12 protein-coding genes are annotated in these 21,264 nt (G+C 42.8%); 7 read left to right on the plus strand and 5 right to left on the minus strand.

Annotation, left to right across the window (positions count from 1 at the left end; genetic code table 11):
• Positions 1-9: 9 nt before the first annotated feature.
• The 3 genes from phnE to phnD form a co-directional block, all read right to left on the minus strand.
• Positions 10-864 carry a phosphonate ABC transporter, permease protein PhnE gene (gene phnE, locus AB6E52_RS01855; protein ID WP_240698126.1) on the minus strand — a complete coding sequence of 285 codons (855 nt, stop codon included), beginning with the start codon at positions 862-864 and terminating at the stop codon, positions 10-12.
• On the minus strand, positions 861-1,679 hold the full coding sequence (gene phnC, locus AB6E52_RS01860) for a phosphonate ABC transporter ATP-binding protein (protein WP_102320520.1): 819 nt from the start codon (positions 1,677-1,679) through the stop codon (positions 861-863). Before phnC ends, phnE begins: the two co-directional genes overlap by 4 nt.
• A 143-nt stretch (positions 1,680-1,822) precedes the next feature.
• Positions 1,823-2,779, minus strand: coding sequence for a phosphate/phosphite/phosphonate ABC transporter substrate-binding protein (gene phnD / locus AB6E52_RS01865; RefSeq protein ID WP_102320521.1), 957 nt, complete (start codon positions 2,777-2,779; stop codon positions 1,823-1,825).
• Positions 2,780-3,045: 266 nt separating this feature from the next.
• Here phnD and AB6E52_RS01870 point away from each other — a divergent pair, with 266 nt between their 5' ends.
• From AB6E52_RS01870 to AB6E52_RS01900, 7 genes are all read left to right on the plus strand, one after another.
• The gene (locus tag AB6E52_RS01870; protein ID WP_017069949.1) at positions 3,046-3,765 is read left to right on the plus strand and encodes a FadR/GntR family transcriptional regulator; all 720 of its coding nucleotides are present in this window, start codon (positions 3,046-3,048) and stop codon (positions 3,763-3,765) included.
• A 726-nt stretch (positions 3,766-4,491) separates the two neighbouring features.
• Positions 4,492-6,270: a sodium:solute symporter family transporter gene (locus AB6E52_RS01875; RefSeq protein ID WP_102320522.1), complete on the plus strand. Its 1,779-nt coding sequence runs from the start codon at positions 4,492-4,494 to the stop codon at positions 6,268-6,270.
• A gap of 218 nt (positions 6,271-6,488) precedes the next feature.
• Positions 6,489-8,567 carry a DUF4962 domain-containing protein gene (locus AB6E52_RS01880; protein ID WP_102320523.1) on the plus strand — a complete coding sequence of 693 codons (2,079 nt, stop codon included), beginning with the start codon at positions 6,489-6,491 and terminating at the stop codon, positions 8,565-8,567.
• A gap of 541 nt (positions 8,568-9,108) precedes the next feature.
• Positions 9,109-9,990 carry an NAD(P)-dependent oxidoreductase gene (locus AB6E52_RS01885; RefSeq protein ID WP_004733521.1) on the plus strand — a complete coding sequence of 294 codons (882 nt, stop codon included), beginning with the start codon at positions 9,109-9,111 and terminating at the stop codon, positions 9,988-9,990.
• A 1,048-nt stretch (positions 9,991-11,038) separates the two neighbouring features.
• Positions 11,039-12,910 carry a methyl-accepting chemotaxis protein gene (locus AB6E52_RS01890; protein WP_102320524.1) on the plus strand — a complete coding sequence of 624 codons (1,872 nt, stop codon included), beginning with the start codon at positions 11,039-11,041 and terminating at the stop codon, positions 12,908-12,910.
• 237 nt (positions 12,911-13,147) lie between these two features.
• Positions 13,148-14,890, plus strand: a complete 1,743-nt coding sequence (locus AB6E52_RS01895) for a polysaccharide lyase family 7 protein (RefSeq protein WP_102320525.1) — start codon at positions 13,148-13,150, stop codon at positions 14,888-14,890.
• 426 nt (positions 14,891-15,316) lie between these two features.
• Positions 15,317-16,885, plus strand: a complete 1,569-nt coding sequence (locus AB6E52_RS01900) for a polysaccharide lyase family 7 protein (protein ID WP_017069952.1) — start codon at positions 15,317-15,319, stop codon at positions 16,883-16,885.
• A gap of 968 nt (positions 16,886-17,853) precedes the next feature.
• On the opposite strand, the gene AB6E52_RS01905 is transcribed toward AB6E52_RS01900, so the two are convergent.
• On the minus strand, positions 17,854-19,680 hold the full coding sequence (locus AB6E52_RS01905; protein WP_102320526.1) for a hypothetical protein: 1,827 nt from the start codon (positions 19,678-19,680) through the stop codon (positions 17,854-17,856).
• A 190-nt stretch (positions 19,681-19,870) separates the two neighbouring features.
• On the minus strand, positions 19,871-20,731 hold the full coding sequence (locus AB6E52_RS01910) for an oligogalacturonate-specific porin KdgM family protein (RefSeq protein ID WP_017072468.1): 861 nt from the start codon (positions 20,729-20,731) through the stop codon (positions 19,871-19,873).
• Positions 20,732-21,264: the final 533 nt, after the last annotated feature.

Raw genomic sequence — 21,264 nt, forward strand, 5'->3', positions numbered from 1 at the left:
GGTCGTTCCTTACTGCACATGCTTGCGGATAATGGTCGATAGGTATTCACACAACATCACAATCACAATAATAATCAATAGAATAGCGGCCGCTGCGCTGTATTCGTAACGGTCCATTGCGGTGTTCAATGTAGCACCGATACCCCCTGCGCCAACAATGCCAATTACCGCTGACTCTCGGAAGTTGATGTCGAGTCGGTACATCGAAAGCCCGATAAAGCGTGGCATTACCTGCGCTTGAATCGCATAGTTCACTTGTTGTAACCAACTTGCGCCAGTTGCGCGCATTGCGGTGAGTGGTGCTGGGTCGATGGCTTCAATTTCATCGGCAAACAATTTCGCGAGAAAGCCGATGGTTGCGAAGGTCAGCGTGACAAAACCCGCAAACGTACCAAAGCCAAACAGAGCCACACACAGAATCGCAACGATGATCTCTTGTAAGCTACGAGCGATCGAAATAAACGCACGGCAGAATAGATAAACGGGAGTAGGGGCAAGGTTTTTGGCTGCGCCTAATCCGAATGGGATTGAAAGAAGGACACCCGCCACGGTTGATGTCAGGGTCATGGTTAAACTCTCAATCAAACCTTGTGAGATGTTGTTCCATCGGCCACCAAAATCTGGGTTCATGAAAGCCAAAATGAACTGCCAGCCGCGTTCGCTGCCTTCGTAAATTCGAGTCCAGTTGACGTGTACCGATTGAGTCGCAAGGTACAAGTAAACCGCGACAATGATGATTAAGCTCCAGCGTAACCATGGGCTAGAAATCAGTGGCGGCTTTGTCCACTGTGTCGGGTATTGTTTGGAATTCTGTTTTCCTGACTTTAAATGCTGCTGAACTTGATTTGGATATGGTTGAGTCATATTGTTGCCTCAGACAGGCGAGGACTTGTGATGATGAGGTCATCGGCCTCTTCTTCTGCTTGTTGACTCCAGTCTTCTTCACCGTAGATTTGCGTTAAAACATATTCAGTGAGCAGGTTTGGTTTGTCATCAAATACGACACAACCTGCATTTAAGCCGACAACACGGTCAACAAACTGCTTTGCTAATTGAACATCGTGAATATTGATGATGGCAGGGAGCTGTTGCTCTGAACAAATCTCACTGATCAGTCGCATGATTTGGCGCGCTGTACGTGGATCAAGTGCGGCCGTTGGTTCATCAATCAACAGTAATTTCGGTTTCTGAGCAAGTGCACGTGCAATACCAACACGTTGACGCTGACCACCCGACAGAGCATCGGCCCTTTTATTGGCGTGTTCTAACAACCCAACACGGTCGAGTAGCGCATAAGCGGCTTGGATATCCGATTCAGGGAAACGACGAGTAAAGCTCTGCCAGAAGTTCACGTAACCCAAACGCCCTGAAAGTACGTTTTCCATCACCGTTAAACGCTCAATCAGCGCGTACTCTTGGAAAATCATCCCGATTTCACGGCGTGATTGTCTCAGTTGTCGCTTAGACAGCGTTTCTAGATTGGTATTGGAAAAGATCACTTCGCCGCTGGTGGGCTCGGTGAGCCGATTAATACAACGGATAAGCGTTGATTTACCCGCACCAGATGGACCAATTAAACCAACCACTTCACCGGCATTGACCGACAAGCTAACGTTGGTAAGGGCTTTATCAGAACTGGAGTAGTGCTTGGTAAGCCCTTTAAGGGTAAGAGTAGACATAGAATTCCTATAAGAGCGGTGTACTAAGAGTTCGCCTGAGACAGGCATGGAAAGTAAACCGGAAAGAGTGGTGAATAACTGCAGGCGATTACACCTGCAGTTAGTTTTATCAGTGTGTGATTGGCTTTTTAGTTCGGTTGAACTTAGCTACACGTATAAGAGACTTTGTTTGCCGTATCGATAGTGCGGATCACTTCCCAGTGCTCTTTGTAAGTAATAGGAACGAACTGCGCTTCGCCGTTACGTTTAAATTCTTCTTGAAGCTTTGTGCCTTCCCAATCGAAAGTGAAGAACGCTTTTTGAATCTTCTCTTGCAGCTCTGGCGTCAGGTTGTGCGCTGTGCCGTAAGCGGTCGTCGGGAAGGTTTGAGATTTGTAGATGCTCTTGATTTGGTCTTCTTTCACAACATCCCGTGAAAGCATGCGGTTCAATACTGAGTTAGCAACTGCTGCAGCATCGTAATCTTTGTGCGCCACACCCAAAATAGAGTTGTCGTGTGCGCCAGAGAATGCTGGTTTGAAATCTCGATCAGGTTGAAGCTGGTATTCAGCGTCCAAAATAGCAGAAGGTGCTTTGAAGCCAGAGTTAGACGTTTGTGATGTGAACGCTAGGTTCTTATCTTTTAGGTCTTCCACTTTCTCAATGCCAGAACCAGGGTAAGTGATGATTTCCATTTCGTAACCGAAAGAGCCATCTTCTGCAGCCATCATTGTGAATGGGGCAAAGCCTGCACAGTTAACCGCTAGTGGTGTAGAACCTGTGTTGAAACCTGCGATATGTAGGCGACCTGAACGCATTGCTTCAATTTGAGCTGCGTTATTTTGAACAGGGAAGAAACGAACCGTCTTTTCCGTTGTTTTTTCAAGGTGGCTCAAAAACTCGCTCCACACATCAGCGTATACTGCAGGATCTTCAACTGGCGTATAAGCAAAAATTAGCGTGTTTGGGTCAACCCATTGCGATTCATCTTGAGGAACATCAGCAACCAAGTTGCCAGAGCGATCTTCGTATCGTGTATCCATTGCTAATGCAGAACCAGAAAAAATCAGCGCAGCAGTAATAGCGCTCTTAAGCGTGAGGTTTGTTTTTGTCGGTTTCATTATTTCAGTCCAATTGAGTGATTTCTTGGGAAGGGAGTATAGAAATCGAGGATGACAGAACCGATGCATTTTGATGACGGATTTATGAATGGTGTAACATAATGTTTCTAGCTGTATGGAGTTAGATGCTTTATAAGTGGTTGATTAATTGAGTAAATTAATAGAGCGCGACTCGTTGCTAATTTACTCAATTGGCGCTAGGTTGAAATCCTGTTATAGTAATCCTTAAATAATACATAAACATAACATATAAAATAAGTGAACTTATGGTTAGCACTTTTAATTCAATCTCGGGCTCGAAGCGCAGCCTGCACGTGCAAGTAGCGCGTGAAATCGCTCGTGGAATCTTGTCTGGTGAACTGCCACAAGGTTCTATTATTCCTGGTGAAATGGCGCTGTGTGAACAGTTTGGTATCAGTCGTACGGCACTTCGTGAAGCAGTTAAACTACTGACTTCTAAAGGCCTGTTAGAGTCCCGCCCGAAAATCGGTACTCGTGTAGTGGATCGCGCATACTGGAACTTTCTTGATCCTCAACTGATTGAATGGATGGATGGTCTAACCGACATAGACCAATTCTGTTCTCAGTTTTTAGGCCTTCGCCGTGCGATTGAACCAGAAGCGTGTGCATTAGCTGCAAAATTTGCGACTGCTGAGCAACGTATCGAGCTTTCAGAGATCTTCCAGAAGATGGTAGAAGTGGATGCTGCTGAAGTATTTGACCAAGAAAGTTGGACAAACATCGACATTCGTTTCCACAGCTTGATCTTCAATGCAACAGGTAACGATTTCTACCTGCCATTCGGCAATATTCTGACGACCATGTTCGTTAACTTCATCGTGCACTCTTCTGAAGAGGGCAGCACATGTATCAATGAACACCGTAGAATCTATGAAGCGATTATGGCTGGCGACAGTGAAAAAGCTCGTACAATGTCAGCGGCTCACTTGCAAGATGCTAACCACCGTTTAGCCACTGCAAGCTAAACACGGTTTTCAACTTCATTTGAACCAGTCAAAAAGGTATGCCAAGTGCATGCTTTTTTGTTTTTAGAAAGCGTGTTGCACCATGTGTGGCACTGTTTTGGTTCATCCTCGCTTAACTCCTTCTTAAGCCAGTTCCTTCTTGTATACGCCTAGCGGTCGTTCTCTTTACCATCATAATAAAAATAATATTACGCTCGATATTCGTTTTTAGACACTCTCGACCCCCAAATAATTATGCGTCATCCATGATTTTTCATTTTTGTATATTTTGAATCTACCATCGTTTGAACTGGATATGCCTCTTCTATATTGATTAATTTAAGTAGAATTCTAATGAAATTATCCACTCTCAATAGATAAAAAACACTGGTTTATTGTGTGATAAATGAGAGTGATTTAGCTCTGATTTGGCTTTTATTATTTTTGAGGATTTTATATTTATATGTGTTTGGTTGTATTTGTTAATAAGTGTGCAAAGTCTCACTTTTTTTTAAGTCTTTGATTTTAATAGGTGTGGTGTTCTTTGTCCTTGGTTTTTTGAGTTTTTACCTCAAACACCAGTAATTGCCTTAATGGATTGGCCATATTCCATCCTATGTCATATATATAATTAACTTAATCAATCAAAATAAGATCGCCATCACTTATTTGGATTATTGTACTACAAATAAAGTTTGAGATTTCCTATAGTCCTCGTAACAAAATACAACGGACAAAGGATACACGATGGAACTCAACACGATTATTGTCGGCATTTATTTCCTATTCTTGATTGCGATAGGTTGGATGTTTAGAACATTTACAAGTACCACCAGTGACTACTTCCGCGGGGGCGGTAACATGTTGTGGTGGATGGTTGGTGCAACCGCCTTTATGACCCAGTTTAGTGCATGGACATTCACCGGTGCGGCAGGTAAAGCGTATAACGATGGTTTTGCAGTAGCGGTTATCTTCATAGCTAACGCATTTGGTTACTTCATGAACTTCGCATACTTTGCTCCAAAGTTCCGTCAACTACGTGTAGTAACGGTAATCGAAGCAATTCGTATGCGTTTCGGTGCGACTAACGAACAAGTGTTCACTTGGTCTTCAATGCCAAACAGTGTTGTTTCTGCCGGTGTATGGTTAAACGCACTAGCAATCATCGCTTCTGGTATCTTCGGTTTCGACATGACAGCAACTATCTGGATTACCGGTTTGGTTGTATTGGCAATGTCTGTAACGGGCGGCTCATGGGCGGTAATCGCATCTGACTTTATGCAGATGGTTATCATCATGGCAGTAACCGTGACATGTGCAGTTGTTGCTGTTGTTCAAGGTGGCGGTGTTGGTGAAATCGTGAATAACTTCCCTGTAGCGGAAGGCGGTTCTTTCCTTTCTGGTAACAACATTAACTACTTAAGCATCTTCAGCATTTGGGCATTCTTCATCTTCGTGAAGCAGTTCTCTATTACTAACAACATGCTTAACTCTTACCGTTACCTAGCGGCTAAAGACTCAAAGAACGCGAAGAAAGCGGCGCTACTAGCGTGTGTGCTAATGCTTTGTGGTGTATTCATCTGGTTCATGCCTTCTTGGTACATTGCAGGTCAAGGTGTCGACCTAGCAGCAGCTTACCCAGAAGCAGGTAAGAAAGCGGGTGACTTTGCTTACCTATACTTTGTACAAGAATACATGCCAGCAGGTATGGTCGGCCTTCTAGTTGCGGCGATGTTTGCAGCGACAATGTCGTCAATGGATTCTGGTCTAAACCGTAACTCAGGTATCTTTGTTAAGAACTTCTATGAACCAATCGTTCGTAAAGGTACGGCTAGCGAAAAAGAACTAGTAACGGTTTCTAAGATTACTTCTGCCGTGTTTGGTATTGCTATCATCCTTATTGCACAGTTCATCAACTCGCTTAAAGGTTTGAGCCTGTTCGATACCATGATGTATGTAGGCGCACTTATCGGCTTCCCAATGACAATTCCTGCATTCCTTGGCTTCTTTATTAAGAAGACTCCAGACTGGGCTGGTTGGGGTACGCTAGTGGTTGGTGGTTTTGTTTCTTACTACGTGGGTTTCGTTGTTAACGCTGAAATGGTGTCTTCAATCTTCGGTCTAGAAGAGCTAACAAGCCGTGAATGGTCTGATGTTAAGGTTGCTATCGGTCTGATTGCTCACATTACGCTGACAGGTGGTTTCTTCATCCTATCAACTCTGTTCTACAAGCCATTAACTGAGAAGCGTCAAGCAGACGTTGATAAGTTCTTCGGTAACCTGTCTACTCCATTAGTTGCGGAGTCAGCAGAACAGAAAGTACTGGATAACAAACAGCGTGAAATGCTTGGTAAACTGATTGCGGTAGCGGGTGTCGGTATCATGCTAATGGCTCTACTCACTAACCCAATGTGGGGACGTCTAGTCTTCATCCTTTGTGGTGTGATTGTTGGTGGTGTTGGTGTGCTATTGGTTAAAGCGGTCGATGACGGCGGCAAGCAAGCGAAAGCAGTAACTGAAAGCTAATACATAGAAAACGATTATAATAGAATGCGACGACTCGAAAGGGCGTCGCATTTTTTGTTCTGCGACACGGAAAAACTGTCAGGTGGAAGATATCTGACCTAAATCACGAAAACTGTACAAAATGGTTCAATCGAATCGAAATATATTCAATTGTCCTACAATAAGACGTATATTGTTGCTAATTCCTTTCAACCAACTTGAAAAATAAGTGAGTTAGAATGAGCGACCAAAAATCTCTTGATGCAATCAGGAAGATGAAGCTGGAGAATGATACTTCAGCAGGTAATCTTGTAGACCTACTCCCTATCGAAGTACAGAAACGTGACTTCGACCTATCATTCCTAGACAACTTGAGCGAAGCACGTCCACGTCTTCTTGTTCAAGCAGATCAGTTAGAAGAATTCAAAGCGAAAGTGAAAGCTGATGAAGCTCACTGCATGTTTGATGATTTCTACAATAACTCGACAGTTAAGTTCGTTGAGACTGCTCCTTTCGAAGAGCCTCAAGCGTACCCAGCTGACACGGTAGGCAAAGCTTCTCTATGGCGTCCTTACTGGCGTCAAATGTACGTTGATTGCCAAATGGCACTAAACGCGACACGTAACCTAGCAATTGCTGGTGTTGTGAAAGAAGACGAAGCGCTAATTGCTAAAGCAAAAGCTTGGACTCTAAAACTGTCTACGTACGATCCAGAAGGCGTGACTTCTCGTGGCTATAACGATGAAGCGGCTTTCCGTGTTATCGCGGCTATGGCTTGGGGTTACGACTGGCTACACGGCTACTTCACAGATGAAGAACGTCAGCAAGTTCAAGATGCTTTGATTGAGCGTCTAGACGAAATCATGCACCACCTGAAAGTGACGGTTGATCTATTGAACAACCCACTGAACAGCCACGGTGTTCGTTCTATCTCTTCTGCTATCATCCCAACGTGTATCGCGCTTTACCACGATCACCCGAAAGCAGGCGAGTACATTGCATACGCACTAGAATACTACGCAGTACACTACCCACCATGGGGCGGTGTAGACGGCGGTTGGGCTGAAGGTCCTGACTACTGGAACACGCAAACTGCATTCCTAGGCGAAGCATTCGATCTATTGAAAGCATACTGTGGCGTAGACATGTTTAACAAAACATTCTACGAAAACACAGGTGATTTCCCGCTTTACTGCATGCCTGTTCACTCTAAGCGCGCGAGCTTCTGTGACCAGTCTTCAATCGGTGATTTCCCAGGTCTAAAACTGGCTTACAACATCAAGCATTACGCAGGTGTTAACCAGAAGCCTGAGTATGTTTGGTACTACAACCAACTGAAAGGCCGTGATACTGAAGCACACACCAAATTCTACAACTTCGGTTGGTGGGACTTCGGTTACGATGATCTTCGCTTTAACTTCCTTTGGGATGCACCTGAAGAGAAAGCACCATCGAATGACCCACTGTTGAAAGTATTCCCAATCACGGGTTGGGCTGCATTCCACAACAAGATGACTGAGCGTGATAACCATATTCACATGGTATTCAAATGTTCTCCGTTTGGCTCAATCAGCCACTCTCACGGTGACCAAAACGCATTCACGTTGCATGCATTCGGTGAAACGCTAGCGTCAATCACTGGCTACTACGGTGGTTTCGGTGTTGATATGCACACGAAATGGCGTCGTCAAACGTTCTCTAAGAACCTTCCACTATTTGGCGGTAAAGGTCAGTATGGCGAGAACAAGAATACAGGCTACGAAAACCATCAAGATCGCTTCTGTATCGAAGCGGGCGGCAACATCTCTGATTTCGACACTGAATCTGATGTGAAGATGGTTGAAGGTGATGCGACAGCGTCTTACAAGTACTTCGTTCCTGAAATTGAATCTTACAAGCGTAAGGTCTGGTTTGTTCAAGGTAAAGTATTCGTAATGCAAGACAAGGCAACGCTTTCTGAAGAGAAAGACATGACTTGGCTAATGCATACAACTTTCGCAAACGACGTGGCAGACAAGTCTTTCACTATCCGTGGCGAAGTTGCGCACCTAGACGTAAACTTCATCAACGAGTCTGCTGATAACATCACGTCAGTTAAGAATGTTGAAGGTTTTGGCGAAGTTGACCCATACGAGTTCAAAGATCTTGAAATCCACCGTCACGTTGAAGTGGAATTCAAGCCATCGAAAGAGCACAACATCCTGACCCTTCTTGTTCCTAATAAGAACGAAGGCGAGCAAGTTGAAGTGTCTCACAAGCTTGAAGGTAACACGCTAATGCTAAATGTTGACGGTGAAACGGTTTCAATCGAACTGTAATTCGCTGAAGCAACAGAAGCTAGATACTAAAAACTCCGAGTGAAAGCTCGGAGTTTTTTTGTTTGCACAGAACAGGCAGTAGCCTACGAGGTGGGAAGAGGTTGCGTTGGTTAGTTAGAGGCTAAGTAGCAAGAGTGCCAGGCTTAGTAAGTGGCGACAAAACTTGGTTTAAAACCCGTGTTCAGTAAACCTTACTAAGGCTAGGGCAGTGACTGTCTTCCAATAATTTGTCAACTACTGACAGTGGGCAGCCTTAATCTTGTCTGAAAAAAGGGACTGCAGGTTAATAATCGTTATTGGAGTGGCTTATTCTCATTAATCGTATGACATTTAGAGTGCATTATTTCATCAATAGGTTATTTTTTGATTGGGATATCGCTCTTGTAAGTACAAAGCGTGACCATATTTTCTCGTAAAGTGAATCCCCGTCACAACTTGCGTCTAAGCATTGAAGGATTACCCTAAAACTATTGCGTAACGGAAAAGACGTCGTTATTATAATGACCATATAATCATACAATACTATATTTGGAGTTTGAACATGACTAAACCTGTAATCGGTTTCATTGGCCTAGGTCTTATGGGCGGCAACATGGTTGAAAACCTACAAAAGCGCGGCTACCACGTAAACGTAATGGATCTAAGCGCTGAAGCTGTTGCTCGCGTTACAGATCGCGGCAATGCGACTGCATTCACTTCTGCTAAAGAACTAGCTGCTGCAAGTGACATCGTTCAGTTTTGTCTTACAACTTCTGCTGTTGTTGAAAAAATCGTTTACGGCGAAGACGGCGTTCTAGCTGGCATCAAAGAAGGCGCAGTATTGGTAGACTTCGGTACTTCTATCCCTGCTTCTACTAAGAAAATCGGCGCAGCTCTAGCTGAAAAAGGCGCGGGCATGATCGACGCACCTCTAGGCCGTACTCCGGCACACGCTAAAGATGGTCTTCTGAACATCATGGCTGCTGGCGACATGGAAACTTTCAACAAAGTTAAACCTGTTCTTGAAGAGCAAGGCGAAAACGTATTCCACCTAGGTGCTCTAGGTTCTGGTCACGTTACTAAGCTTGTAAACAACTTCATGGGTATGACGACTGTTGCGACTATGTCTCAAGCTTTCGCTGTTGCTCAACGCGCTGGTGTTGATGGCCAACAACTGTTTGACATCATGTCTGCAGGTCCATCTAACTCACCATTCATGCAATTCTGTAAGTTCTACGCAGTAGACGGCGAAGAGAAGCTAGGTTTCTCTGTTGCTAACGCTAACAAAGATCTTGGTTACTTCCTTGCTCTTTGTGAAGAGCTAGGTACTGAGTCTCTAATTGCTCAAGGTACTGCAACTAGCCTACAAGCTGCTGTTGACGCAGGAATGGGTAACAACGACGTACCAGTAATCTTCGACTACTTCGCTAAACTAGAGAAGTAATCGACGTACGACCTCGCTAGGGTATTGCCTGTCTTTTTAGGCGGCGATACCTCAGCGAGGTTCGTTTTTATCTGCTATACCCAACCCTTTGTTCCCTCGTTAAACTCTTCTACTTCTACTTCCTCAGCTACACCTACTCAAAACTCTGTTCAACTTTGTTACTGCCTCAATTCCTATTTTTGTTTCTATATCTATATCTATATCTATATCTATTTGTAAATTCAAAGCCTTCTAGCACCAACTCACTCACTTTTCCTCGCAAGCTTAAACCAGTGCACTTAACTGATTGTTGGCGATGGCTTAACACCGCTCGTATATCGGGTCTGAAAAGAAAGTAAAAAAAACCCACACAGCTGGTGACTGTATGGGCATGTTCGGACGAGCCGTCTGGAAAAACAAATGGTCAATAGCAAGTGAAAAAACGAATAACGAGATCCCCCGACAGTTTCTACGTTAAACGCGTTCAATGACCTTAAAGCGGCTGCTTCAATTATCACTTTGAATTGAACAAAAGCATCCAGAAAGAACTTAAGTTATGATTCAAATACACCATAACTTAAGGCTTATTGTATTACAAATAAATTTTAATATTGAATGCCTTTAGTGAATGGTTAGTTGGTAGAAGTGTGAGTTAAGACTCATTTTTGCATACTATTAGGTAGCGTGGGGCAGTAAAATCTGGTGATGATAATTATCGACAGAAATATGACTTTTCACTATGAAATTGGACGTTTTACAAATTTATAGTGATTTTATTCAATGAGATGAAAGTCAAAACGCATAAATGATAACTATGTCACAGGGCTATTTTAGCCAGTTTTAATATATCAAGATTGCTCACAGAATGATCGGTCAATTAAGCATACAATATTAATTAAATTGATGGTTGTGACGATGGAACGGCATGAACAAGTTTTGCTTCCCGTATCTTCGAATATCTAAAAAATGACCATTTCATTCGGATAAAAATAATAGACATAGGTTGATATGGATTATGAGTTTTATGAATTCAAAATTGTCTCTAGGGTTTAAAGGAAAATTGATTTTAATGGTGGCGATCGTCAGTTCCAGTGCCTTGGCATTTACGAACTGGTTCACGCTTAACTTGGCGACTGATCAAGTAAACCAAACGATTTATAACGAGATTGATCACTCGTTAACGATAGAAATTAATCAGATTGAAAGCACCGTCCAGCGCACCATCGATACGGTCAATTCCGTTGCACAAGAGTTCATGAAATCCCCATACCAAGTACCAAACGAAGCGCTGATGCATTTTGCCGCTAAGCTCGGTGGTATTGACAAGATTGTAGTGGGTTTTGATGATGGTCGTTCTTATACTTCTCGTCCTTCAGAGTCTTTCCCAAACGGTGTTGGAATCAAAGAAAAATACAACCCAACGACTCGTCCTTGGTATCAACAAGCGAAATTGAAATCAGGTTTATCTTTTAGTGATCTGTTTTTCACCAAGAGTACTCAAGTACCTATGATTGGTGTGACTTACACCTATCAAGATCGCGTCATCATGGCAGACATTCGATTTGATGATTTGGAAACTCAGCTTAAACAGCTGGACAGTATCTACGAAGCCAAAGGCATTATTATCGACGAGAAAGGGATGGTGGTCGCTTCAACAGTCGAAAACGTACTTCCGCAAAGCAATATATCTTCTGCAGATACTCAGATGAGACTCAATAGTGCCATTGAACAGCCTGACCAATTCATTGAGGGTGTGATTGATGGCAACCAGAGAATTTTGATGGCCAAGAAAGTGGATATTGGCAGCCAGAAAGAATGGTACATGATCTCCAGTATTGACCCTGAACTCGCGCTCAATCAGTTGAATGGCGTGATGTCGAGTGCGCGTATCCTTATCGTGGCATGTGTGCTTGGCTCGGTGATATTGATGATTTTACTGCTGAATCGCTTCTACCGCCCAATCGTGTCACTGAGAAAAATCGTCCACGATCTATCTCAAGGTAACGGAGACCTGACTCAAAGGCTTGTTGAAAAGGGGAATGATGACTTAGGGCATATCGCCAAAGACATCAACTTGTTCATCATTGGTCTGCAAGAGATGGTTAAGGACGTCAAATTTAAGAACTCGGATCTCGATACTAAGGTACTGAGTATTCGTGAAGGTTGTAAAGAAACCAGCGATGTACTGAAAGTTCACACTGATGAAACGGTTCAAGTGGTCTCTGCAATTAACGGCTTATCTGAAGCATCAAACGAAGTCGAGAAGAGTTCTCAGTCGGCGGCAGAAGCAGCAAGAGAGGCCGCTGTGTTCAGTGATGAGACGAAACAAATTAACACCGTGACGGAAACCTATATCAGTGATCTTGAGAAGCAAGTCTGCACCACCTCTGATGATATTCGCTCAATGGCGAATGAAACGCAGAGCATCCAGTCTATCGTGTCTGTGATTGGAGGAATTGCGGAACAAACTAATTTGCTGGCATTGAATGCGTCAATTGAAGCGGCGAGAGCGGGTGAGCATGGCCGAGGTTTCGCGGTGGTTGCTGATGAAGTCCGTGCGTTAGCCAACCGAACTCAAATCAGTACTTCTGAAATTGATGAAGCGCTGTCTGGCTTGCAGTCTAAATCAGATGGTTTGGTTAAATCGATTGAGTTGACCAAAAGTAACTGTGAAATGACGCGTGCCCAAGTGGTTCAAGCGGTAAATATGTTGGCCAAGCTAACGGAACAGATGGAAACGGTAAGTCGTTTTAATAACGATATTTCGGGTTCGTCTGTTGAGCAGAACGCCCTTATTCAGAGCATTGCTAAGAACATGCATAAGATTGAAAGCTTTGTTGAGGAGCTTAATAAGCTAAGCCAAGATCAGTTGATTGAATCAGCAGAAATCAAAACACTTAACGGCAGCGTTAGTGACTTGATGAGCAGCTTTAAGGTTTAACTTTTCTAATATTTATATTTAAAAATCAACATACTAAGTTTAGTTGTTGATCTGAGAGCCACTCAATAGCTTGCGAGTTTAGAGTGGCCTTTCTGCGTTTTTCTTGAGTCTAACTCTACGCAATACTCATTCATCCCACTTCATTTGCCGCATCTCACATTCTGATAAATATATAATTGACATAAAATAGTACAAATATACATTGTCACTCTATTCTTATGGATAAGTGAGATAAATGTGAATAAGCCAATCTTCGTCGTAGTACTCGCTTCGCTTACGTATGGCTGCGGTGGAAGCAGCTCCAGTGACAGCAGTGATCCTTCCGATACCAATAACCCAGGAATGCCCGCTGGTGTTGTTGCTCCCTATGATATTACCAAGTATCAAAACATCCTTTCCAGCTCAGATCTTCAGGTCTCTGATCCTAATGGAGAGGAGGGCAATAAAACCTCTGAAGTCAAAGATGGTAACTTCGATGGTTATGTCAGTGATTATTTTTATGCTGATGAAGAGACGGAAAATCTTATCTTCAAAATGACGAACTACAAGATGCGTTCTGAGGTTCGTGAGGGAGAAAACTTCGATATCAATGAAACGGGTGTAAGACGAAGCTTGTATGCGGAAATAAGCTTACCTGATATCGAGCATGCAATGGCGAGTTCACCTGCCGACCATGATGAAGTGACGTTGCTGCAGATACACAATAAGGGGACTGATGAGAGTGGTACGGGTTATATCCCTCATCCGCTATTGCGTGTGGTTTGGGAGCAAGAACGAGATGGCCTCACAGGTCACTACTGGGCAGTCATGAAAAACAATGCCATTGATTGTAGCAGCGCTGCTGACTCTTCGGATTGTTATGCCACGTCATACAAGCGCTACGATTTAGGTGAGGCGGAATTGGACAGTTTTACCAAATTTGATCTTTCTGTTTATGAGAACACACTGTCGCTCAAAGTGAATGATGAAGTAAAAGTGAATCAAGACATCGCTTACTGGCAGCATTTATTGAGCTACTTCAAAGCGGGTATCTATAACCAATTTGAGAATGGTGAAGCGATTGCTTACTATCAGGCGTTGAGATACACCACGACTCAAATCGATGGATCAAACGATTGGGACATTAATGATTGGAAGCTGACTATTCCACCGAGTAAGAATGATTGGTATGGAAGCGGTGGTGACAGTGCTGCTGAGTTAGAACCAGAACGTTGTGAATCGAGTAAAGATCTTCTTTCAAATGACAGCGATGTGTACGACAGTGATATTGATCTTTCTTACTTCAATACTGATGAAGGAAGAATGCACTTTAGAGCGGATATGGGATACGGCACCTCTACCCAAAACTCTAGCTATATTCGCTCTGAGCTCAGGGAGTTGTATCAAAGCAGTGTTCAGCCAGATTGCAGCACCAGTGATGAAGATACCAGTTGGTATTTGGACGACACCAGAACCAACACAACCAGTCACGAGTTAACGGCAAGCTTGCGAATTGAAGATTACCCGAACATTAACGGCCAAGACCCAAAAGTAGTGCTCGGTCAGATCCATGGCTGGAAGATCAATCAAGCATTGGTCAAATTGCTTTGGGAAGGTGAGGGTAAGCCGGTACGAGTGATACTGAATGACGATTTTGAGCGCAACAATCAAGACTGTAATCATTGTGACCCGTTCAGTGTCGAGTTAGGGACTTATTCGGCAAGTGAAGAGTGGCGCTATACGATTCGTGCCGACCAAGATGGTATTTACCTTGCGACCCACGATTTAGATGGCACCAACACGGTTTCGCACTCAATCGGTTGGGGAGAGGATTACCAAGATAAAGATGGCAAAACCGTTTCTTTAACTCAAGATTGGGCCTCTAACGACATCGCTTTCTACTTCAAAGCGGGTATCTACCCACAATTTAAGCCAGACAGCGACTATGCGGGTGAAGTGTTTGATGTGAGTTTTAGTTCTCTTAGAGCTGAACATTATTGAATTAGCTAACGTTTGAGTAACAACAATGACTGCTTTAAAGACCATATTGATTCCTAACAATGTGGTCTTTTTTTAACTGCTGCGACACTGGTGAATGAGATGTTCTGAACGATAAATGCTCTGCTCGAGTGATGCACATTCTCACCATTACCGCTCGGATTTTTCGCCCTTGATAGCCCATTTCGCATTCTAAATTTTCATATGTTGTCTTTTATCAATAGGAAGTGTGATCCAGTTAAAGTATGGAAAAAGCGAAAAGTGTTCCCAGTCTCATTTATTCAACGAAGTGTTTTATTTGTATTATAAGATTACGTAATATTTTTGTGTTATCGCAAATACTGAGAGAGAAAACGCCTTATAGCTCGTGTTTGCCAATTTATCTTTCACTTACGAACGCTGTCTTTGTATTATAATAATGGATTAGATATGAAACAAATTACTCTAAAAACCTTACTCGCTTCTTCTATTTTACTTGCAGTTGGTTGTGCGAGCACGAGCACACCGACTGTTGATTTCCCAAATAACAAAGAAACTGGTGAAGCGCTTCTGACGCCAGTTGCTGTTGCCGCTAGTAGCCATGATGGTAACGGACCTGATCGTCTCATTGACCAAGACCTAACTACACGTTGGTCTTCAGCGGGTGACGGTGAGTGGGCAATGCTAGATTATGGTTCAGTTCAAGAATTTGATGCGGTTCAAGCATCTTTCAGCAAAGGTAACGAGCGCCAGTCTAAATTTGATATTCAAGTAAGTGTCGATGGTGAAACCTGGACAACCGTACTTGAAAACCAACTGAGCTCAGGTAAAGCGATCGGCCTAGAGCGTTTCCAATTCGAGCCAGCAGTGCAAGCGCGCTACGTAAGATACGTTGGTCACGGTAACACCAAAAATGGTTGGAACAGTGTGACAGGGTTAGCTGCGGTTAACTGTAACATTAACGCATGTCCTGCTAGCCATATCATCACTTCAGACGTGGTAGCAGCAGAAGCAGTTATTATCGCTGAAATGAAAGCAGTGGAAAAAGCACGTAAAGATGCGCGCAAAGATCTTCGTTCAGGTAACTTTGGTGTAGCAGCGGTTTACCCTTGTGAGACCTCAGTTGAATGTGACACACGCAGTGCACTGCCAGTTCCGACAGGCCTGCCAGCGACACCAGTTGCAGGTAACGCGCCAAGCGAAAACTTTGACATGACGCATTGGTACCTATCTCAACCATTCGACCATGACAAAAACGGTAAGCCTGATGATGTTTCTGAGTGGAACCTTGCAAACGGTTACCAACACCCAGAGATCTTCTACACAGCTGACGATGGTGGTCTAGTCTTCAAGTCTTACGTGAAAGGTGTTCGTACCTCTAAAAATACTAAGTATGCGCGTACAGAGCTTCGCGAAATGATGCGCCGTGGTGACCAGTCTATTAGCACTAAAGGTGTTAACAAGAACAACTGGGTATTCTCAAGCGCACCTGAGTCTGACTTAGAAGCTGCTGCTGGTATTGATGGCGTTTTAGAAGCAACGTTGAAAATCGATCACGCAACAACAACAGGTAATGCGAACGAAGTAGGCCGCTTTATCATTGGTCAGATTCACGATCAAAACGATGAACCAATTCGTTTGTACTACCGTAAACTGCCAAACCAAGCAACGGGTGCGGTTTACTTCGCACACGAAAGCCAAGACGCAACTAAAGAGGACTTCTACCCTCTAGTGGGCGACATGACGGCTGAAGTGGGTGACGATGGTATCGCACTTGGCGAAGTGTTCAGCTACCGTATTGACGTTAAAGGCAACACGATGACTGTAACGTTAATGCGTGAAGGCAAAGACGACGTTGTACAAGTGGTTGATATGAGCAACAGCGGCTACGACGTAGGCGGCAAGTACATGTACTTCAAAGCCGGTGTTTACAACCAAAACATCAGCGGCGACCTAGACGATTACTCACAAGCGACTTTCTACCAACTAGACGTATCGCACGATCAATACAAAAAGTAATCTAACCGAATAACACTTAATATTAAAGCTATCGCAATAGCCTCCAGCCTTAGGGTTTGGAGGCTTTTTTGTGCCTGCTGTTGGTTGGGCTTAAGCGTATGATTTAATTGAGTAGGAGAGGGGTAGTTATCAGTTGCACAGAGTTTAAGACATTATCATTAAGCTCATTCAGTATTAACTTTAGTCATTATCAGTTTCAGTCACTATCCTTTCCCCAATCGCCGATCACCATTAACCTCAGTCATGATTAATCTCAGCTGATAACAGGTCATATTGGCTCTCATTCAAAGCTAAACAATGCCAATATTATTTTGGAATCGCCATAGCTAGAAAACTTCGACTTCGTTCTCAAGGTATGTACTAATGCGACGTCTACACATGAACGTATTGTTTTGCCTGGTCTACTAATAAGCGTTAGCTCGGCTGATTACTCCCGTTTTGTTCTTGAAACCGTCACTTTTGGGTTGTTTAGCAAGACTCTTAGCAACAGCCATAAATCGTGCTCTAACTCTTGCATAAATAGAAGGGCGGTTAGCCATCACTTTATTAGCGCCAATGCTTAATGAAATACTCAGGCGGGCTCAAGTCGATGATCAAACGCATCTAGTGCTCAAGGGGATACGCTTGAGGGTTAGTTGCTTGCAGGCCGTAAATACCTTGATTGTATGCTACGGTGATGCTGAATAATAATTTGTGGGTTGAGTGCAGAGCTGAGGGGTTTTGTTTATCTATGATAGATACAGGGCTTTTGAGAGGGTTAAATAAGTTAGAGAGGCAAGGGGGCATTCGTTACTAGCAGCATCGGTGCTTATTCAACGCTGAAGCAAAGTTCCGCTGAGTCAGAGAGCTTAACTGAATCGCCAGTCTGCTTTTTATTCTTGAGCTAACAATAAAAAATCCCTATCAAATTACGTTGATAGGGATTTGTTTTATCTAGCAATCAAGTCAAACAGACTTTCTAGTGAGAACTAGAATAGGTCTGAATCTAGGTTGTCGAAGTAGGTGTATGTCCCTTTTGAACCATTGTCACCATTGTATAGCGCAATAGCGGTCGGGGAACCACCTGCACTTTCAGCTTTTAACCCAGTGTAGTCTATTCCATCAACATTGACGGTAATGTCTGTATCTACCCATGAAATGGTCACATCTACCCATGTGTCTTTTGAGTATGAAGCAAGGTCAACTTGGCTGCCTGATTCGTTGCGGAATTTAATCATACTAGATGTAAATACAACTTCAGTGAAGCGACCACTAGATGATGCATCGTTATTAGAACCTAAGAAAATGTATGATGCTTTTACATAGCCATCGCTAGGGATGTATACAGATGTAGAAACAGAGCCAGTTTCTGCTGCGCCATTAGCAAAGTCGCGGCCAACGATAGCTTTGTTATTATCAGTGGTTGAGTCCGCACCATCTTCAATTCGTAAAGAGTTAGAACCCGACTTGGCAAAGTCACTACTGATCACTGCTGTATTTAAAACCCCATCAACACCTTTTGTCTGGTACGCAGGGTTAGCCACATCGATCTGCGTACCTACAGTATAAGAATCGAAGTTGTCTGTTACTTCGCCGGGCTCTGGATCTGGATCTGGTTCAGGTTCTGGCTCAGTATTGCCGCCATCAACAACAACTGTCGCTTCCGCAGTATTGTTGTTGTACGGATTACCTGATAGCGCTTGGCCATTCGGGTAATTGTTAAAGTTATCTTCAAACACTAGCTCATCAGAAGCTGTGTCATTCGAATAAACTTTAAAGTTGTCAGCGTTTAACTCGTAGTGTGTTGTGTTAGAAGTATCACCAAGCTTCAATGACACGATAGTAACGGCAGCTTTGTCGAAAGCCTCAAAACCGTTGCCGCTATTGTCGTATACAGTGTCATTGACTTTGAATGTGTAGTAACCGCTCGCCCAACTGATTTCAACCGCGAGATCTTCACCTAAAGTGTAAGTGCCTACAGGCTCATCAGGAATTTGAGGTTTACCGCTACTATCGGTAACCGTGGAACGGTAGAAAATTTCTCCAGCATTAAAAATAACTTCGCCGTGTAAATTAGTGTTAGAAGTACCAGAAGCGTAGAGACTAATATAAGCGTTGTTACCTGAACCATTCGCTTCTTGCTCGGTGTCTTCATCTACTTGGTAGATTAAGTCAACGGTTACCTTTCCTGATGCGATACTGTCTACTGTTGCCCCTGTGCTGCTGTCAGACAATTTCAAACGTAGTTCACCCACATCATTCTTTACACCACCATTGTTGGTGTCCAAGATTTGAACGTAGCCATTGATACCATTTGCTTCATTGGCTTTACTGATAGCTTCTTGTACGGCGTCAGTCGCAGTTTGGTCTGAACCAGAGTAGTCTATGCCAGTGGTGTTATCTGAAATATTCAGAGCACCAGCGTCATCGAAAGAAAAAACACCATCTAGAATTTCGATCGTTGATGTGCCTGTTTCATAATATGTGAAAGAGACCGTACCGGCTTCTTCATCATAATTATTAGTAGAAGCACTTGCATCTTTAATCGTGTAAGTACCTAAGTCATCATCATCGTCATAGTATTTATGATTGCCATCTTCTTGGAAAACATAAACATTTGGTAGATCAGCGTTTGATGACGCGGATATTGAAGCGGAGTTACCATCACTGATTTGCCAGTAACCCGTAGTTAATGCTGAAGGTTGGTTACCTGGATCAGTAGAACCATCGGTCGGGATAGGTAAACCGTCACTGTTACAACCAAATAATAAACCTGTCGAAAGAGCGACAGCTGTAGCGACTTTAGAAATCTGCATAAAATATTCTCTTTATGATATTAAATCCATATGTAAATCACATAAGAAATAGATAATGAATAGTCGTTAAATATTTATTAGGATGAAACTAACGTTAATTAGAACATCCTATTATTTAAATAAAGTGCTTAAAATATGCCCCAAAAATTTACAAGAGGAGAGGGGTATTTTATAAATTGACTATTTCTAATTAGAATGAGTAAGCAACACCAACACGGTATTTTGCTTCGCGATCTTTAGAAGATGAGCTGATATCAGAAGACCAAATCTCAGCAAAAGGTTTCCAAGAACCGAACTTGTAGTTTACTTTTAAGCCAGCATCCCATTCCCAGTCATCACTATTATAAAGAAGTACGTTATCCAAAGATTTTACATAGTTTGCTTCGTAAGAAAGACCAAGCTTCGGTAGAGACTCAATTTTATATGCACCTGTTAGCGTTATTTTGGATTTTTGAGCTGATTCTAAACGTTCGCCAGTTTCTGAATCCTTATCACCAAACTGTGTATGGTTGCGGAAATCAGCATACTCGTGACGGTAACGAATGGCAGTCGTTAATCCCATATCCGCATTATAACCAACACGGAATTGAGGTTTGTAAGTGACTTTTTTCATCTTCCAGTCACCGCCGTTGTAGTTCGGCTCATCCCAGTCCCAAGCGATCGGCATACCAACTTGTAGATACCAGTTGTTATCGACTTTGTAAGTTGCTGTATTTTCTACTTCCATACCGTAAATATACCAATTGCCGTCATAGAAGCTTCTACTGTTTGCTGATTTAACTTCGCCAGAATCTGCGTCGTAGTAAGAATCGTCAGTATGGAATTTAACTTCAAGGCCCGTTGAGTGCTTCCACTTATCTGACAGTTTAAAGCTTTCACCTAGCTTCACTCGGTGTTGATGGCGAGCGTCTACGTGAGCCGTGTCGCCATTTGTTTTTGTATAATCCGTCGCAGCACGATACTCGTAACGATAATCAAGAGATGCACCAGTAGCTGTGCCCGCTAAAAGAGTACATGCAACAGCTGCAGCAATTTTTGTAACAGAATTCATACCTTTGTCTCACTATTATTTTTTAATTCTGGATACATCCAATGTACCCGTGGCTCACAAACCAATACCTTAAATGGTATTAAATTAATGTATGACAAATATGGTATTTATTATTGAGTCAGATTTCTGTGAGATCTATCAAAAAGTTCTGACTAATGGCCCAAGTATATAGCTAAATGTTATGAATATCTCAATTTAGGGCTTGTGTATTAAATCAATCATGACGTACTTCTCATATTCACAAACCTTAGAAACTCACTTTTTTGCATGTGTTAAAATAATACAAATATTAAGTGTTTCTATATGTTAATAATGATGATTTTAACCATCGTGGCTTAAACATAGGGAGCATGTTGAGAGGCATAAATATAAACCATAGCCAGATGTTTAATAAAAGTTACAAAATGGCTAAATGTAAATTCTATTTATCGGTTGGCTTATTTAAGTCGAAGAGAAAATATTTAGTACTAATTCGTGTTCAAAAGTGGTTTCTGTACTGAGTGTGTACTCGGTATCTGTTAACAATAAAGGAT

The organism is Vibrio sp. 10N.247.311.13 (assembly GCF_041467595.1).
Taxonomy (GTDB): Bacteria; Pseudomonadota; Gammaproteobacteria; order Enterobacterales; family Vibrionaceae; genus Vibrio; species Vibrio crassostreae_C.

What these genes read in the sequence shown, in the direction of transcription:
- AB6E52_RS01910 (WP_017072468.1), bottom strand. Translation starts at nt 20,731, where the DNA reads ATGAATTCTGTTACAAAAATTGCTGCAGCTGTTGCATGTACTCTTTTA.
- AB6E52_RS01885 (WP_004733521.1), top strand. Translation starts at nt 9,109, where the DNA reads ATGACTAAACCTGTAATCGGTTTCATTGGCCTAGGTCTTATGGGCGGC.
- phnC (WP_102320520.1), bottom strand. Translation starts at nt 1,679, where the DNA reads ATGTCTACTCTTACCCTTAAAGGGCTTACCAAGCACTACTCCAGTTCT.
- AB6E52_RS01870 (WP_017069949.1), top strand. Translation starts at nt 3,046, where the DNA reads ATGGTTAGCACTTTTAATTCAATCTCGGGCTCGAAGCGCAGCCTGCAC.
- AB6E52_RS01900 (WP_017069952.1), top strand. Translation starts at nt 15,317, where the DNA reads ATGAAACAAATTACTCTAAAAACCTTACTCGCTTCTTCTATTTTACTT.
- AB6E52_RS01905 (WP_102320526.1), bottom strand. Translation starts at nt 19,680, where the DNA reads ATGCAGATTTCTAAAGTCGCTACAGCTGTCGCTCTTTCGACAGGTTTA.
- AB6E52_RS01875 (WP_102320522.1), top strand. Translation starts at nt 4,492, where the DNA reads ATGGAACTCAACACGATTATTGTCGGCATTTATTTCCTATTCTTGATT.
- phnD (WP_102320521.1), bottom strand. Translation starts at nt 2,779, where the DNA reads ATGAAACCGACAAAAACAAACCTCACGCTTAAGAGCGCTATTACTGCT.
- AB6E52_RS01890 (WP_102320524.1), top strand. Translation starts at nt 11,039, where the DNA reads ATGGTGGCGATCGTCAGTTCCAGTGCCTTGGCATTTACGAACTGGTTC.
- phnE (WP_240698126.1), bottom strand. Translation starts at nt 864, where the DNA reads ATGACTCAACCATATCCAAATCAAGTTCAGCAGCATTTAAAGTCAGGA.
- AB6E52_RS01880 (WP_102320523.1), top strand. Translation starts at nt 6,489, where the DNA reads ATGAGCGACCAAAAATCTCTTGATGCAATCAGGAAGATGAAGCTGGAG.